This is a genomic window from Flavobacterium panacagri (genome assembly GCF_030378165.1).
Lineage (GTDB): Bacteria > Bacteroidota > Bacteroidia > Flavobacteriales > Flavobacteriaceae > Flavobacterium > Flavobacterium panacagri.
Genome location: NZ_CP119766.1, coordinates 4,469,780 through 4,486,810, shown reverse-complemented (window position 1 = coordinate 4,486,810; position 17,031 = coordinate 4,469,780). Strand labels below are relative to the sequence as shown.

The following is a 17,031-nucleotide window of genomic DNA, read 5'->3' as shown; positions in this document are numbered from 1 at the left end:
ATTTTAAATTATTATCAGCATTGGATTTGAATCTCCCGAAGAAAAATTTTTGGATTCTTTTTCTTTGCTAATAGAAACTTTATTCAATTTCAAAACCGCCCTGTACTTGAATATATTCTGTTTTTTTTTCGTTTTACGAACCAGAAAGGCAGAGAACTGATTAAACAAAGCGGCAATATCACGATCATGCAGCTTTTCTTTTTTATCATAGAACTCAGAAGTTCTAACGAATTTTTTCAGGCATTTGAGTTTGTTTATTTTAAAATCAGGAATTCGCTTAATTTCTCTAAAAAAGAAAGTTCCTAAACTCCTATTATGACTATCTTTTAAATTCATTGATTTTAATGGTATTTGCAGGTGGTGAAATTTAGTATATATTTTCGCTTTTATATATAATATGACGCGGTTGGAACTTGTGTTATAACAGGTATTTTAATTTGTGATTATTTTAATCGCAGTAAAAGAAAATCGTACAAAACCGTGATTCCACGCTTTTAGATCACATTTCAAATTTTCGAATACTGCATTAAAAAACAGGGTAGTAAATGATCGTAATTTTTTAGTTTGGTTTTGAGGATAATTGTTTTACATATTTTATAGTCTTTTTTGTGATTTCCCCCTATAGTAATTGTAAAATGTCCCATATTCTTTAATAGGAAACACTCTATGTTTGCATCTGTTGGCAGTTTGAAATTTAAACTGCACTAGATACTATTATGAAAAAAAATATCACTTTACTATTCTGCTTTTTTCTATTTTTTACTGTTTTCCCAAAAGGATGGAGTGCAATTGTTCAAGATACTATTACAGTTTCATTAGATGGTTCAGCCGATTTTATTTCGATTCAGGAAGCTATTACCGCTTGTGGCGCTTTTCCATCTAACCCGAAAACTATTTTTATTAAAAAAGGGATTTATAAGGAAAAAATCATAATCGATTCTTTTAACAGTAATATCTCCCTTATTGGAGAAAATAAAGATCAGACCATAATTTCATTTAATAATTATAATGGCCAGCCTGATATTGGCACTTTTACAAGTTATACTTTAAAAATACTAGCCGACAATATTAGTCTTCAAAATATAACAATAGAAAATACGGCAGGTGCTGTGGGACAGGCTGTGGCGCTGCATGTCGAAGGAGATTATTTTAAAGCATCCAATTGTAAGTTTTTAGGCAATCAGGATACTTTATATACAGCAGGAGAAAATAGACGGCACTATTTTAATAATTGTTACATAGAAGGCACTACTGATTATATTTTTGGTTCGGCTACTGCTGTTTTTGATAATTGTACTTTGTATAGTAAAGCCAATTCGTATATCACAGCGGCAAATACTTCTAAAAACAGCAAATATGGTTTTGTCTTTTTGAACTGCAAACTTTTATCAGCGCCAAATGTTCGTAAAGTGTATCTGGGACGTCCGTGGCGTGAATATGCGAATGTAATTTTTTCCAGTTGTTTTATGGATTCCCATATCAATCCAGAAGGTTGGCATAATTGGGGAAAACCTGAAAGTGAAAAAACGGCTTATTATGCTGAGTTTAAAAATTACGGTCCGGGAGCTTTGACAAATAAGCGAGTCAAATGGTCGCATCTACTATCTGTTGAACAAAATCGTAAGCTCACTTTTGATGTTATTTTCAAAGTAGAGAACCAATGGAATCTCAGTTCGGCTACACCATAAAATCTTTACTATTCTTATTTACTATCATACTCACTAAACCATGAACCATAAATTTTATTACAAACTATTTTGTTTTATCTTTTTTCTAAATTCCCTAAGCGTTTTGGCAAAAAGCTTTGATCTTAAGGCATTAGGAGCAGATAATTCGGGTAAAAAATCCTGTACAGCGCTCATTCATAAAACCATTGATCTGGCTTCAAAAGACGGAGGAGGGACTTTGTATTTTCCAGCTGGTAATTATCTAACAGGCGCTATCACTTTAAAAAGCAATATTACCATCTATTTAGAAGCTGGTGCCACTTTAAAATTTTCATCTGATTTTAAAGATTATTTGCCTTTTCAAAAAGTACGTTATGAAGGTGTGTTTATGAAAACATTTGCTCCTTTGTTTAATGCTCAAAATGCTGAAAATATTACCATTAAAGGAGAAGGCACTATAGACGGAAATGGTTTTGCTTGGTGGGAAGAAACCAAACGAATCAATGCAGCATTAAAATCGAATGGTACACTTAAAGAACCAACTGAATTACAAAAACTTTGGGCAGAACAGAACAAAGAATTAAAAGTAGAACCGTATTATGAAAATACATTAAAAACACAGTTTTTTAGACCTCCTTTTATTCAGTTTTTGGAATGTAATAAAATCAATATCGAAGGGATTCGCATTTTGAATTCTCCATTTTGGACTATTAATCCAGTAGGTTGCAATGATGTACGAATACATGGAGTAACAATCCTGAATCCGGATAAAGAACCACACGGCCCAAATACAGATGGTATTAATCCTTCTTCTTGTTCCAATGTTAGAATATCCGATTGTTTTATCAGTGTAGGAGATGATTGTATTACTATAAAATCAGGTAGAGACTTTCACGGACGCGAATATGGAAAAGCATGCGAAAACATTACCATTACCAATTGTGTGATGCTGGCAGGTCACGGAGGTGTTGTAATTGGAAGTGAAATGTCTGGTGGCGTAAAAAATGTAGTCATTACAAATTGTGTTTTTGACGGTACAGATGCAGGAATCCGAATGAAAGCTTCCAGAGGCCGTGGTGGTGTAGTGGAAAATATTATGATCTCCAATATTGTGATGCGAAATATAGGCCGTAACGCCTTTACGTTTGATCTCTTTTATGATAGATCATCCAAAGTAGAACCTGTTTCTGAGCGTACTCCAATCTTTAGAAATATAGCCATCAGCAACGTAACGGGCAGAAGTATCAATAAAGTGGGAGTGATTTATGGAATCGAAGAAATGCCTATTGATGAACTTACTTTTACGAATATTAATATGGAAGCCAAAGAAGGTTTTACAGGAAATTTGGCAACCAATCTAACCTTTTCTAATGTTGATATAACAACAGAAAAGGGAGCTGCTTTCGAGTTTACAAATTGTGAAAAATTACTGTTTAATGATGTGAAATCTAAAAAACCGACTGCAGATCAGCCAATAATTAAATTAGAAAACTGTAAAACGATATTGGTCAACAACTGTTTCCAGAAAGTACCTGCTTCCATTTTTGTTGAAGCCGTTAATTCAGATGTAATTCAGGGTAATAATTTCTTATCTCTTGTAAAAACACCTTTCATTAAAAAAGACAAATAAAAATGAAAAATATTGTATTGCTTTTTTTATCCATTATTTCTATAAATACAGCTTTAGGACAAGAAATTATGCCACTTTGGGAAAAGGGAAAGATGCCTAATTCCAAAGGAATGAAATTAAAAAGAATAGAAGATCGTGAACGCATAACTCAGGTTGATAATCCGTCGATATATGCTTTTTTTACTTCGAAAGAAGAAAACACTGGAGCAGCAGTTTTAATTTTTCCTCCCGGTGGTTATAAAAAACTGACTTATAATATTGCAGGATTTCAATTGGCTAAATGGTTCAATACTTTTGGAGTGAATGCCTTTGTAGTCATGTATCGGCTTCCAACTTCGCCTGATTTGGTAAATCCTGCTTTTGGGCCAATTATAGATGGTCAGCGAGCTATTAAAATGATCCGAAGCCGAGCTTCTCAATGGGGAATAGATCCTTCTAGAATTGGAGTGATGGGAGCTTCTGCAGGTGGAGGTTTAACATCCAATCTTGCCACCATTACTACTGATTATGCTCAGATTAAAGACGATTTGGATTCGGTAAGCATACAGCCGAATTTTCAAATTCTTATTTCTGGAGCTATCAGCATGAAGCAGAATGCGCATAAAGGAAGTTATGAAGCTTTATTGGGAACAAATCCAGATCCCAAAAACGAACAGCTTTTTTCGGGTGAATTAAATGTTACTACCGCTACACCACCTGCATTTGTTATTTGTGCAGCCGACGATCACGTGGTAAATCCACTCAATAGCATTCAATATTATCAAGCACTTTTAAAAGCCAATGTGAAAGCGGCTTTACATATTTTCCCGCAGGGAGATCATAACATCGCCCTTCGCAATAATCCAGGGTCTACACAATTGTGGCCGGCTTTATGCGAAGCTTGGTTAACCGAAATGGGCTTCCTTGCTAAACCACAGAAATAAAACTAACTATCCGTAAGCAATTGGCTTACAAAACCAAATTAATAACTTTCCAAGACTTAAATTATGAAAAATTCCTTTTACCAATGGGCTGTTTTTATAGCCTGTATGATAATTGTACCTAACTATTTATCAGCCCAGACTAAAGATAAAATCACAGTAGCCCTAGATGGAAGCGGTGATTATGTAAAAATTCAGGAGGCAGTTAATGCAGTTTCAGCCGAGAAAGCAGCACGCACGATGATTTTTATAAAAAACGGATTATACAATACCGAAAAAATCATTGTTCCTGCTGATAAAAAGAGAATCACTTTTAAAGGAGAAAACCGCGAAAAAACAATACTGAGTTATCATATTTTTGACTGTACTGGCGGTTTAAACAATAAATGTCCAGCCGAAGATGCAGCGAAATGGGAAGGTCAGAATATTAGAACTTCAGCTTCGGTAACAATACAGGGAGATGAGTTTAGAGCAGAGAATATAACTTTTCAAAATACCGCTGGCCCTGTTGGACAGGCTTTAGCTGTTTTTATAACCTCAGATAAAAATACTTTTATCAATTGTAATTTTTTAGGCTATCAGGATACCATGCTTCTTGGAAAAGATGGCACTCGAAGCTACTTTAAAAACTGTATGATTTTAGGCAGAACTGACTATATCTACGGCGGCGGAATAGGTTATTTTGACAGTTGTGAAATCAGAAGTTATGGCGGTGGATGGATAACGGCTCCAAGTACGCCAAAAGATCAAAAATATGGTTTTGTGTTCAACAAATGCAAATTAACTTTTGTCGGAAACAGCCCTCGTGATAAAGATGACAATCAGCCTTTCAGTCTTGGTCGACCTTGGCATAATTATCCAAAGGTAGCATGGCTGAATTGTGAAATGTCAAAAGAACTAAATCCGCTGGGATGGCCTACAACTTGGCGTATGGATTATGCTTCCACGAGTGCTGATTTACATCTATATGAATACAACAATAAAGGAGAAGGCGCGAATATGACGGGTCGTGCGAAATGGGAAGGTTTAAAAGCAATTTCTGCTGCTGAAGCCAAATTGTATTCGATGGAAAATGTATTAAACGGATCTGATAATTGGAAGCCTTCCGTAAAATAATAGTGTATGAAAATTCTTTTAAATAAATCGGTTTTATCGTTTTTCTTTTTTTTCTCTTTTTTGTTCAATTCTTTTGCTCAGAAAAAATTGGTCTTATGGTACGATAAGCCTTCAAAAGCATGGACAGATGCAGTTCCTCTTGGCAACGGTAGATTGGGTGCCATGGTTTACGGAGTGCCTCAGTCAGATACAATTCAAATTAATGAAGATACTTTTTGGTCGGGAAGTCCTTATCAGAACATCAATCCAAATGCTAAAAAAAGTCTGAAGCAGATTCAGAATTATCTTCAGGATGAAAATTTTATCGAAGCGCAGAAACTGGCTTTAGGTGATATTATTGCAGATCGTAAAACAACTTCGCATGGGCAAGTGTATCAATCTATTGGAAATTTGGTTTTATCAGTTCCAAACCATGAAAAGTATACTAATTTTTACAGAGATCTGGATTTAAAAACGGCTATTGCAACGACTAAATATACTATAGACGGTGTAAACTTTCAGCGCGAAGTTTTTACTTCTTTTGCAGACCAGCTAATTATTATTCGCCTTTCTGCGGATAAAAAAGGCGCTGTTAATTTTAATGCTTCGTTTGCAGGCCCTCTTAAAACCAATATGGTAAAAGTGACAGCTTCAGTACCTGCCAATCAGAATCAATTGCTTGTGGTCAATGGTCAATGTGCTCGTGAGAAGGAAGAAAATATAACCAACTTACTGCATTTTAATACACAGATAAAAGTTGAAGCAAAAGGTGGAACTCAATCCAAAGAAGGAGAATCCATCAATGTAAAAAATGCAGATGAAGCTTTTATTTATATATCAGTAGCGACCAATTTTAAGAATTATAAAGATATTACTGTCGATGCCGAGAAACGAGCGAAAGAGTATCTGAAAGCTTTTTCTAAATCGTATCAAAAAGCGAAAGAAGATCATATTGCCTTTTATCAAAAACAATTCAATAGAGTTCAGTTGGATTTAGGCAGTTCTCCACAGATAAATAAACCTACAGACCAACGTATTGCTGCATTTTCAAAAACAGATGATCCCGATTTGGTTTCTACCTATTTCCAGTTTGGACGTTATTTGCTTATTGCTTCTTCTCAGCCTGGAACTCAGCCAGCTAATTTACAAGGAATTTGGAATCCAAATGCCGGACAGTATCCAGCGTGGGACAGCAAATATACAACCAATATAAATGTTGAAATGAATTATTGGCCTGCCGAAGTAACTAATCTTTCAGAATGTCATGAACCTTTTATCCAATTAATTAAAGAAGTTAGTGAAACAGGAAAACAATCGGCCTCAGAAATGTATGACGCCCGAGGCTGGACGCTGCATCATAATACCGATTTATGGCGTTCTACTGGTGCTGTTGATGCGACGGCAGGAATCTGGCCGACTTGTAATGCTTGGTTTGCTTCACATTTATGGGAAAAATTTCTTTTTTCTGGAGACCAATCGTATTTAAAAGAAGTGTATCCAATACTTAAAAGTGCATCCGAATTTTATCAGGATTTTTTAATTAAAGATAAGAAAACAGGATATCTGGTAGTTTCTCCATCTATTTCTCCAGAACATACTCCTGGCTTGCAATCGTATGAATATACAAAACCCGATGGAAGTATAGGTACAGAACGTTGTATTGTTTTTGCTGGCGTTACGATGGATAATCAGATGGTATTTGATTTGCTTTCGAATACTATTGATGCAGCTGAAATTTTGAAAGTAGATCAGCAATGGATTACTGAATTGAAAAAAATCCGTCAGCAACTACCGCCAATGCATATCGGGAAATACACACAATTGCAGGAATGGCTGGAAGATTGGGATCGTAAAAATGATGCACATCGACATGTATCTCATTTATGGGGAGTGTTTCCGGGACGAGAAGTTTCACCTTTTAAAACTCCCGAACTTTTTGAAGCTTCCAGAAACTCGCTTATTGGAAAAGGAGATGCAAGCCGTGGCTGGTCAATGGGATGGAAAGTGTGTTTGTGGGCCAGATATTTAGATGGAAATCATGCTTATAAACTGATTACGAATCAGCTTAATTTGAAACCTGCCAACGCCACTATTAAAGATCCGGATGGCGGTACCTATACCAATATGTTTGACGCCCATCCTCCATTTCAAATAGACGGAAATTTTGGTTGTACGGCTGGTATAGCCGAAATGTTACTGCAAAGTCATGACGGCGCTCTGAGTTTATTACCAGCTTTACCAGATGTTTGGCAGAATGGTTCAATTAAAGGATTAAAAGCTCGAGGTGGTTTTGAAATCGAAAATATGGAGTGGAAAAACGGCAAATTAGTTTCTGTAACAATTAAATCGAATCTGGGCGGAAATCTTCGTATGAGAAGCTATGTTCCATTAAAAGGTTCAGGATTAAGTACAGCCAAAGGAATTAATCCGAACACTTTTTATAAATACCAGCCGGTCGAAAAACCAGTGGTTTCTTCCAGTGCCGAATTTAAAGGAACAGCAGTAGCAAAAACATTCGAATTTGATGTTAAAACAGAAAAAGGAAAAAGTTATACTTTTCAGTATGCCAATTAATTTTTGATTGTTTCCTAAAGATAAAAAGCAGCTGTGATATTCTTAAAATCACAGCTCTTTTTTTATACGGTAGCATTGGATGTTTTTTTAGGAATTGTAATGATAAAAAACAGATGTTTTTTCTGATGTAATTCCTGAAAGTCTTGAAAATAAAGGGATTCTGTGAAATGCCCCCTATCATATTGTGTTTAGACCTCCTTCAAATTAGGATTAAAATCTAGTTTTGTTTTAACAATAAATCATAAAAACAAATCCGTTTTTTCGGAATGTGTTTTTTTAATACCGCTTATTTAAGCATTGTTTAAATAAGGTCTCAATTCGGCTTCAAAACTAGGTCTAAGACGAGATCATTTTTAGAATAAATATTTCACTATTTAACTATACTAACTAACCAATTTAAACCATTATTGTATGAAAAAGAATTTGTCAAAGAATCACTTTGGCATGGTAAAGAAAGTTAGGAATAAAGCCGCTTTGCTTTCAGCAGTAGTTTTACTCTTCGATTTTTCTGCCAATGCCAATACGAACTCAAATTCAAGCACACTAACCCGTTTCGATTTTTCCCGAAACAGTAAGAACCATAACCATTTTTCCTTTGATTTATTGCCATCTTTTCAAAATGAAATAACGGTAAAAGGGAAAGTTGTAGATGAAAAAGGACTGGGAATTCCAGGTGTGTCAATTGTATTAAAAGGCACTAAAAAAGCAACAATGACCGATATTGACGGAAGTTTTGTTTTTGAAAAAGTTCCATCAGAAGGTACACTGACTTTCTCTTTTATAGGTATGGAAACCCAGCATATTGCTGTTGGAGGGAGAAGCAGTTTTAATGTTACAATGAAAGATTCCTCGACCAACCTTGATGAAGTAGTCGTAATTGGATATGGAACTGCTAAACGTAAAGATTTAACAGGTTCTGTCGCTTCTGTAAATATGAAGGATTTAAAAGATATTCCGGCAACCTCAGCTTTACAGGCTATCGCCGGACGTTTAGCGGGTGTAAATGTAACAATTACAGAAGGTTCTCCTGATGCACAGATTAACGTAAGAGTACGTGGAGGAAGTTCTATTACTCAGGACAATTCACCGCTTTATATTGTAGACGGTTTTCAGGTCAATTCTATTAATGATATTCCGCCTGGCGATATTGAGACTATTGATGTATTAAAAGATGCTTCATCGACAGCGATTTATGGTTCTCAAGGAGCAAATGGAGTAGTGTTGATTACGACAAAATCAGGGAAAAAAGGAAAGACCGAAATTACGGTAAATGCCTATACTGGTTTAAAAAAGACCTACAATCTTACCGATGTTTTATCTCCTTATGAGTATGTATACTTTCAGAAAGAACTTGATCCGGGATCTAATGTAGCGGGTACTAGTTTTTATTCGGCCTATGGTTTATGGGAAGACAGGGATATTTACAAATCTAAAAAAGGTTTTGACTGGCAGGAACAGCTTTACGGAAACACAGGCGTGCAGACGCATACTGATATGGGGTTAACAGGTGGAGATGCAAAACTGCAGTACAAAGTAAATTATACACATGATCAGGAAGATTTTATCATGGTTAATTCTGCTTATAAAAGAGATTATGTAAGTTTTAAACTGAACAAAGAATTGAGTTCTAAATTCCGTTTTGATTTCAACTCTCGTTTTTCTAATACCATAATTACAGGGCCAAGTGTTTCCAACGGAGGAAAACTGAAAGATGGTATTAAATATGCTCCTGTAAGAAGTTTGACTTATCTGGATCCTGCATTGGCTTTAGGAGGTACGGACAATATAAGTTCAGCTGAAGCTTTGAGTAGCTTAAATGATCCTATTTACAATATTACCAACGAATATAAAGAGCAGAACAATCTTAATCTGACGATGAATGGAGGTTTGACTTGGAAACCCATAAAAGGACTTTCTATAGTTACTCAGGGGAGTTATGGAGTAAATAGAAATTATACAGATAATATCTGGCTTCGAAATACAGGAGAAGCGAGTGCAAATGGAGGTCAGCCAGTAGCAAAACGTCAGGATGTGAAAGGAGCAGATTGGTCTATCCAAAATACTTTAAGTTATGATAGATCATTTAACAAAACAGTACACAGGTTCAATGTTTTGTTAGGACAGGAAGCAAGAAGCTCTCAGGTTAATGAAACATTGATACAATCTAAATTTTTCCCTTCAGATTTTGGTGCCAATGATGTTTTGGCAATGTGGAATTATGGTACACCTCTGCCTACTTATACTACAATTGGAGAACCAACGAGAACTTCTTCTTATTTCGGACGTATTAATTATACGCTTCGTGATAAATACATTTTTAGTTTTACTTCCCGTTTTGATGGTAAAAACGTTTTTGCTCCAGACAACCGCTGGGGTTATTTTCCAGGAGCAGCATTCGCTTGGCGTATGTCGGATGAGAAATTTATGGAAAAGACCAAGAGTTGGTTATCCGATGCTAAATTTCGTTTAAGCTACGGAGAAGTAGGAAATGCTCGTGTAGGTTCCTACTGGCGACAGGATTATAGTTTTGAAACAGCAGCGAATCGTCTTATTTATGTAAGTGAAGTGGGACAGAGTTCTTTAAAACCTTCGAACACTTTAAAGAACGAAAATCTTACTTGGGAAACTACAGTCTCTACCAACTTAGGATTGGATCTAGGATTCTTTAATCAAAGACTGACCATTAATATTGATGCTTATAAAATTGACACTAATGACTTAATATTAGCGGTAGCATTGCCTTCCAACTCAGGTTATGTTTCACAATACCAAAATATCGGAAGCACTTCTAATAAAGGAATTGAATTTACAGTAAACGGAAATATTGTTGAAACTTCTCAATTTAGATTATCCGCTAACTTTAATATTGCCTTTAACAAAAATGTTGTAAAAAGTTTAGACGGTTCTAACGAAATGATAGCAGCATCGAACTGGGCGCCTAATGTTGGACGTGACGATTATAGAGTTCGTGTAGGACAGCCAGTTGGTTTGATGTATGGTTATGTATCTGACGGAATGTACACATTCGATGATTTTAATTTCGATACTGTACAGAAAAAATGGATTCTAAAAGAAGGTGTTGCCGATGCATCAAAAGTAATTACGACTTCTGGTAATTATTTTGGACCAGGGCACATGAAACTAAAAAAACTAAGCGGTACAGGCAACGTAATTAATCCTGATGAAGACCGAAAAGTTATTGGACGCGCACAGCCTAAACATACGGGAGGTTTTGCTCTTAGCGGTGCTTTTAAAGGTTTAGATTTTTCAGCACTTTTCAACTGGTCTTATGGGAATGATATTTATAATGCCAATAAAATAGATAACTCAACTTTCAGTGGTTCTAAACGTTACAATAACGCTAATGCATTGATGAGTCTGGATAATCGTTTTACAACCATCGATCCAGTTACTGGAAATAACATCATGTTTGGTAACGATGCCAATCCGCAATTATTGCAGGAAATAAACCAAGGCGCTAGCATCTGGCATCCATTGTCTAACTCTACTATTATTACAGATTGGGCTATTGAGGACGGTTCATTTCTGCGTTTAGGAAATCTTACTATTGGTTATACACTTCCTGAAACTATTGCCAAAGGAAAATTTATTCAAAAAGTAAGATGTTATGTGTCGGGTAATAACCTAAAAGTTTGGACTCGTTACTCAGGACAAGATCCAGAGGTAAGCACCAATAGCTCTCCTTTAACACCTGGACTTGACTGGTCGGCTTATCCAAAAGCCAGAACCCTATTATTTGGAGCCAACATAACTTTTTAATTGTCTATTATCATGAAAAAATATATTTATACTACATTTATACTCATTGCTTTAGGAACCGTTTCCTGCAATGAGGACTTTTTAGAAACCACTTCGCCTTCAAAATTAAGTTCACAAACGGTTTTTAATACGACTTCAATGGCTAAAGCTGCCGTGATGGGAGTGTATGGAAAAATGACAGATACCTACATTTATGGACAGAAATTGTCTGTAAACTGGCAGGGAGTCAGTGATATTGAAACCAATTCAGGATTTACAACAACAGGATACAACTCGACAAGTTCTGATTCTGGAGCAGGTAATTTTTATGACGATCCTTATAACACTACAACCAAATGGGAGAGTTTGTTTCAGTTTGCTGAATTGGCTTCCACTGCCGTAGACGGTATTCGCAATTCTCCTATTTACGAATCCAAAGCAAACGAAATGAAACCGCTTTTAGGTGAAGCTTTAACCCTTAAAGCTCTTGCTTATTTTGAATTGGTTAGATTTTGGGGTGATATCCCTTATAAAGGCGAACCATCAAAATCGGATCTTTCTAATGTCTATATCGGAAAAACAGATAGAGATGTCGTTTATGCAGAACTGGTAAAAGATTTGACTGAAGCTGTAGGATATCTGCCATATCTTAAAACGGCACCAGAATATACTACAGCAGAACGTATTTCTAAGGCTTTCGCCAAAGGATTGTTAGCGAGAGTAGCATTATTTGCAGGAGGATGGTCACTGCATGATGGTAATCTTTTTTCAGATGAAAATGTAGAGCATCATCCAACAATGCAGGCTGAAAATGGATATTATGTGGGACGTGTTAAAAACTGGCGTGATTATTATCAGATCGCTGCACAGCAAACTGCAGAAATTTTAGGAAGTTCAGAACATCAGCATTCTTTAGATCCTAATTACGAGAATATCTGGAAAACAGTTTGTAATCTAGGACAGAATGCTTCAAATGAAAATTTATTTGAAGTGGCTTTTGGTCTGGGGAATAATGGAGATATTGGTTCATTAATGGGCTATGAAGTAGCTTCTAATACCAAATATGGTTCAAGAGGTTTTGGAGGAAGTTATGTGAGTTCACAGGCCTATTATTTTTATTCTTTTGACCCAGATGATTTGCGCAGGGATACTACCTTGTCTTGGACGAGCTATGGAAGCGAAAACAAAGAGACAATGAAAACAGACGCTCTTAGTGTTAGTTTTGCAAAATGGCGTCTTGACTGGATGAATCCGTCTTATTTGACTTTGCATAAAACAGCGAATTCCCGAATTGCCACTGGAGTAAACTGGATTTTAATGCGCTATTCTGATATTTATTTGATGTTTGCCGAAGCAGAAAGCCAGTTGTCTAATCCAGATAATGTTAATGCTATAGCAAAAATGTCACCGCGTCAGGCATTAGAAACCGTTAGAGCCCGTGCTTTTGGAAGCAATTCATCAAAAGTAAAACAATATGATGCTGATTTCTTCAATGCCATTGTAAATGAGCGTGCATGGGAATTTGGCTGTGAAGCTATCCGTAAACATGATTTGGTAAGATGGGGACTTTTATACGATAAAATTGAAACCATGAAAAAAACATTGTGTTTAATGCTGGACAATAAACAAGCGGTTACCATTTTTGACAAAACGTATCAAGTATCTGACTTTCCACAGACAATTTATTACAAGTTCAAGAATGCAGAATATATCGATAAGAGTTCGATTAATTATTATAGAAATTTAGGAGCCAGCCCTGGACCAGAATATTTATCAGCATCTTGGTTTACGAAAAATGCGCAGAAACCAACCAGCGGAACCAATAAAAATTATATCGATTGGCCAGTACGTGTTTTATTGGCAGCTACAGGTATTAATAAATCGTATGATTATTCTAGCTTCTTAAGTTCTATGACTAATGGAGGAGAAATTCAATCCAATTTGGTACAATACACTATGGGAAATAAAAGCTGTAATTACAGACATTATTTCTGTATTTATTATGAAGATTTATTTGAGTCTAAAGGTAATTTAACAAACTCCTTCGGATATTAAACCTTAACCTGTAAAATTGGAAGAAATGAAAAAAAATATAATATTCGGATTATTTTCTCTGCTTGCTTTAGTATTTGTAAGCTGTGAAAAAGATTATAACGATTGGGATGTAGAAGAGGGGCACGAACGCCTTTTTAAATCTTTGATTTTTGAAGTCTCTAAAGTTGAATCTACTCAGGTAGAATTAAAATTTACAAAATCCATTGACGCTACTAAATATATATTTGAGTTTAGTAAAGACAGTTTGCAATTCAATCAAATTGTAAAAACGGTTGAATTATCAAGTGCTAGTTTGATTCCTTTTGCAACTTCTACCAATCAGACCAAAGTAGAATACCGTGAACTATTTAGTGAGCTGGATGGTGATTCTGGTTATTCGGTTCGTATGAAAAGTGTAAGTGAAGCTACCGGGCTTGAATCTAAACTAAGCCAAATCTTTTTCAGAACACCTGCCGAGCAGTTATTTAAAAGTTATACTCCAGCGGCAAATAGTTTAACTATTGACTGGACTATTTCTCCAAGGGTTACTAAAGTGGTTTTATATGACCAAGCTGGAGTAAGTATTAAAGAAATCGCTCTAACAGAACAGCAGAAAATAACAGGGACTTTGGTTATAGATAATTTGGCTATTGGAACTAGTTATACAGTAAAAATTCTTAATGATTCAAATGTAAGAGGTTCGTTGAATGTGAGAACTACAGGTATATTCGACAGTACGATTTACAATGTACTTCCTACTGATAATGCAACTACAATTGCAACCGCTATTAGCGACCTAGTAGCTGCAGGTTCTAAAAACTTTACCATTGTTTTCGATAAAAATACAACTTATAACATTGGTGGAGATATCACTATTCCGACAGGAGTTAATGATATTGCTTTTGTGGGTGTTGCCGATTCTAATGGTGTATTGCCTAAATTACTAAATGCACGTTTTAGAGTACAAACACAGATTAATGATTTAATTATTCAATATCTAAACACCACTTCTGCTGCCGCATTTTTTATTGATTTGGGAACCAAAAATGTACACAACATTAATATTGACGGCTGTGAAATAGATAACATTAACTCTATAGTACGTTTAAGCGGTACTTCTGTAGTAAATGATGTGAATGTCGTAAATAGCAAGATTTCCAGAACAGGAGGTTATGGTGTCTTTAACGTAGCAGCTGGACAGGTTATCAATTCGATTACGGCTCAAAATTGTACTTTAACAGAAATCAGTACTCGTTTTGCGGATGTTCGTGTGGCAACAAAAATTAATTTTTCAAACATTACCTGCGTCAATATTACTACTGCAATGGGACATTTATGGCTTTTTGATAATGCAAAACCAGTACAGCTTACGATTCAGAATATGATTATTGGAGGGCCAAACGGAGGAGCTAAAATCAATAGTACCAATGGTACTTATGCAAGTATTCCAATTTCATACACAGGAAGTTATATGACCAAAGATTTAATTGTGGATGCAAGACCATTTACAGGAATTACAGCAGTTCCGTTAGATATCTACGGTTTATTTGTAAATCCTGCTCTTGGCGATTTCCATATAAAAGAAGGAACAGGTTTCGCTGGTACAGGCGTAGCAGGAGATAAAAGATGGTTTTGATTTTTAACTAATTTTAAACAAAGGGAGTTATGACAATCATATTCCCTTTGTTGTCATTGAAATTATCAATTAGTTACAAAGTTACAAAGATGCAAAGTTTTTTAAACTGGAGACTAAAACTGAAAACTGAGACAGCAAACTGAGACAGCAAACTGAGACCGAGACTGCAAACAGAGACTAAATAACTATACTTATTATGCATAAAAAACTAACTGGTACTGTATTAGGAATATTTTGTACTTACAGTATATTATCTTTTATACCCGCTGAAAAATGGAGTCATACTTCAGATGCTTTAAAAGATAAAATCATAAATAAAGAGCCTATAATAGAGGAAGCTTTTGCTTTTCCTGGAGCAGAAGGCGGAGGTTCTAAAGCATCAGGAGGAAGAGGCGGAAAAGTAATCAAAGTAACTTCTTTAGAAGATACTGATACACCGGGTACTTTGCGAAATGCCATCAATCAAAAAGGGCCAAGGATTGTTGTTTTTGATATCAGCGGGACGATTTATTTAAAGTCACCACTGCATATTAGAAACAAGGATATTACAATCGCAGGTCAGACGGCACCTGGGGACGGTATTTGTGTGGCGCACTACGATGTAAGTGTCAGCGCTGATAATGTAATATTGCGATACCTTCGTTTCCGAATGGGAGATGTAAACAAAATCGAAGCCGATGCACTTGGCGGACGTTTTCAAAAGAATGTTATTATCGATCATTGTTCCGTAAGCTGGTCCACAGATGAATGTGTTTCTTTTTATCAGAATGAAAATTTTACACTGCAATGGTGTATAATTTCTGAAGCTTTAAAAAACTCTTTTCATGCTAAAGGATCTCATGGATATGGCGGAATTTGGGGCGGTAAAAATGCCACTTTCCATCATAATTTAGTAGCCAGTAATGACAGTCGTAACCCTCGTTTGGGCGAATATGCCAATCATGCTTTTGCGCTTACCGATTTAGTGGATCTGCGAAATAACGTCATTTACAATTGGGGAGGCAATAGCTGTTACGGAGGAGAAGCCATGAATGTCAATATTGTAAACTGTTATTACCAACCAGGGCCAGCAACTGTAAAAATGGATCGCATTATTTCTATTGATAAAAATACTAAAGAGAACATTTCTCCTAATCCAGTATACAATATTTGGGGAAAATATTATATCAATGGAAATGTAATCGAAGGGTCTCCACAAGCCACAAAAGACAATTGGACTTATGGCGTTTTCAATCAGTTTTCTCCGGGCTACGGTGTAGTTTCCGATGCTGATAAAAAGGCAATCAAACAAAATACACCTCATAACGCTTTGCCTGTTACGACACACACCGCTCAAAAAGGGCATGATTTAGTACTACAATATGCAGGAGCATCGTTGATTCGTGATGCCGTTGATATTCGCATTATTAATGATGTCAAAAGTGGTAAAGTAACGATTAAAGATGGAGGAAATGGCAGTAAAAATGGCATCATAGACAGTCAGAATGCTGTAGGGGGATGGCCAAATTTAGCCTCAGCTATTCCTTTAAAGGATACTGATAACGACGGAATACCTGATGAATGGGAAAAAAAGAATGGTCTTGATCCTGTAAAATATGATGCAAATGGTCACAATCTCAGCACAGCTTACGATAATATCGAGGTCTACATGAATAGCATAGTCGCTAAACAGACCGAAGAGCAGTTAAAATTATAATCCTTTTTAGAATTATTCAA

10 protein-coding genes are annotated in these 17,031 nt (G+C 35.9%); 9 read left to right on the top strand and 1 reads right to left on the bottom strand.

Features of this window, described 5'->3' with window-relative positions; all coding sequences use genetic code 11:
• Positions 1–3: 3 nt before the first annotated feature.
• On the bottom strand, positions 4–336 hold the full coding sequence (locus tag P2W65_RS19415; protein WP_289660230.1) for a hypothetical protein: 333 nt from the start codon (positions 334–336) through the stop codon (positions 4–6).
• Positions 337–716: 380 nt separating this feature from the next.
• Between P2W65_RS19415 and P2W65_RS19410 the strand changes: the two genes are divergently transcribed.
• The 9 genes from P2W65_RS19410 to P2W65_RS19370 all read left to right on the top strand — a co-directional run bounded on the left by P2W65_RS19410 (position 717) and on the right by P2W65_RS19370 (position 17,011).
• Complete coding sequence (locus P2W65_RS19410; protein WP_289660228.1) at positions 717–1,688, top strand: pectinesterase family protein; 972 nt, start codon at positions 717–719, stop codon at positions 1,686–1,688.
• 103 nt (positions 1,689–1,791) lie between these two features.
• Positions 1,792–3,297 carry a glycoside hydrolase family 28 protein gene (locus P2W65_RS19405; protein ID WP_289660226.1) on the top strand — a complete coding sequence of 502 codons (1,506 nt, stop codon included), beginning with the start codon at positions 1,792–1,794 and terminating at the stop codon, positions 3,295–3,297.
• Between the two features lie 2 nt (positions 3,298–3,299).
• Positions 3,300–4,220 (top strand): alpha/beta hydrolase, encoded by a 921-nt coding sequence (locus P2W65_RS19400; RefSeq protein ID WP_289660223.1) that lies wholly within the window; start codon positions 3,300–3,302, stop codon positions 4,218–4,220.
• 63 nt (positions 4,221–4,283) lie between these two features.
• Positions 4,284–5,333: a pectinesterase family protein gene (locus P2W65_RS19395; protein ID WP_289660220.1), complete on the top strand. Its 1,050-nt coding sequence runs from the start codon at positions 4,284–4,286 to the stop codon at positions 5,331–5,333.
• A 6-nt stretch (positions 5,334–5,339) separates the two neighbouring features.
• Positions 5,340–7,886, top strand: coding sequence for a glycoside hydrolase family 95 protein (locus tag P2W65_RS19390; RefSeq protein WP_289660218.1), 2,547 nt, complete (start codon positions 5,340–5,342; stop codon positions 7,884–7,886).
• A gap of 411 nt (positions 7,887–8,297) precedes the next feature.
• On the top strand, positions 8,298–11,666 hold the full coding sequence (locus P2W65_RS19385) for a SusC/RagA family TonB-linked outer membrane protein (protein ID WP_289660216.1): 3,369 nt from the start codon (positions 8,298–8,300) through the stop codon (positions 11,664–11,666).
• Between the two features lie 12 nt (positions 11,667–11,678).
• Positions 11,679–13,700, top strand: coding sequence for a RagB/SusD family nutrient uptake outer membrane protein (locus P2W65_RS19380; protein ID WP_289660214.1), 2,022 nt, complete (start codon positions 11,679–11,681; stop codon positions 13,698–13,700).
• A gap of 25 nt (positions 13,701–13,725) precedes the next feature.
• Positions 13,726–15,315 carry a hypothetical protein gene (locus P2W65_RS19375; RefSeq protein ID WP_289660212.1) on the top strand — a complete coding sequence of 530 codons (1,590 nt, stop codon included), beginning with the start codon at positions 13,726–13,728 and terminating at the stop codon, positions 15,313–15,315.
• 196 nt (positions 15,316–15,511) lie between these two features.
• Positions 15,512–17,011 carry a pectate lyase gene (locus tag P2W65_RS19370; RefSeq protein ID WP_289660210.1) on the top strand — a complete coding sequence of 500 codons (1,500 nt, stop codon included), beginning with the start codon at positions 15,512–15,514 and terminating at the stop codon, positions 17,009–17,011.
• The last annotated feature ends 20 nt before the right edge of the window (positions 17,012–17,031 follow it).

Bases quoted from the DNA above. Each gene is read 5' to 3' on its own strand.
- P2W65_RS19415 (WP_289660230.1), bottom strand. From the start codon at position 336: ATGAATTTAAAAGATAGTCATAATAGGAGTTTAGGAACTTTCTTTTTT.
- P2W65_RS19410 (WP_289660228.1), top strand. From the start codon at position 717: ATGAAAAAAAATATCACTTTACTATTCTGCTTTTTTCTATTTTTTACT.
- P2W65_RS19400 (WP_289660223.1), top strand. From the start codon at position 3,300: ATGAAAAATATTGTATTGCTTTTTTTATCCATTATTTCTATAAATACA.
- P2W65_RS19395 (WP_289660220.1), top strand. From the start codon at position 4,284: ATGAAAAATTCCTTTTACCAATGGGCTGTTTTTATAGCCTGTATGATA.
- P2W65_RS19390 (WP_289660218.1), top strand. From the start codon at position 5,340: ATGAAAATTCTTTTAAATAAATCGGTTTTATCGTTTTTCTTTTTTTTC.
- P2W65_RS19385 (WP_289660216.1), top strand. From the start codon at position 8,298: ATGAAAAAGAATTTGTCAAAGAATCACTTTGGCATGGTAAAGAAAGTT.
- P2W65_RS19380 (WP_289660214.1), top strand. From the start codon at position 11,679: ATGAAAAAATATATTTATACTACATTTATACTCATTGCTTTAGGAACC.
- P2W65_RS19375 (WP_289660212.1), top strand. From the start codon at position 13,726: ATGAAAAAAAATATAATATTCGGATTATTTTCTCTGCTTGCTTTAGTA.
- P2W65_RS19370 (WP_289660210.1), top strand. From the start codon at position 15,512: ATGCATAAAAAACTAACTGGTACTGTATTAGGAATATTTTGTACTTAC.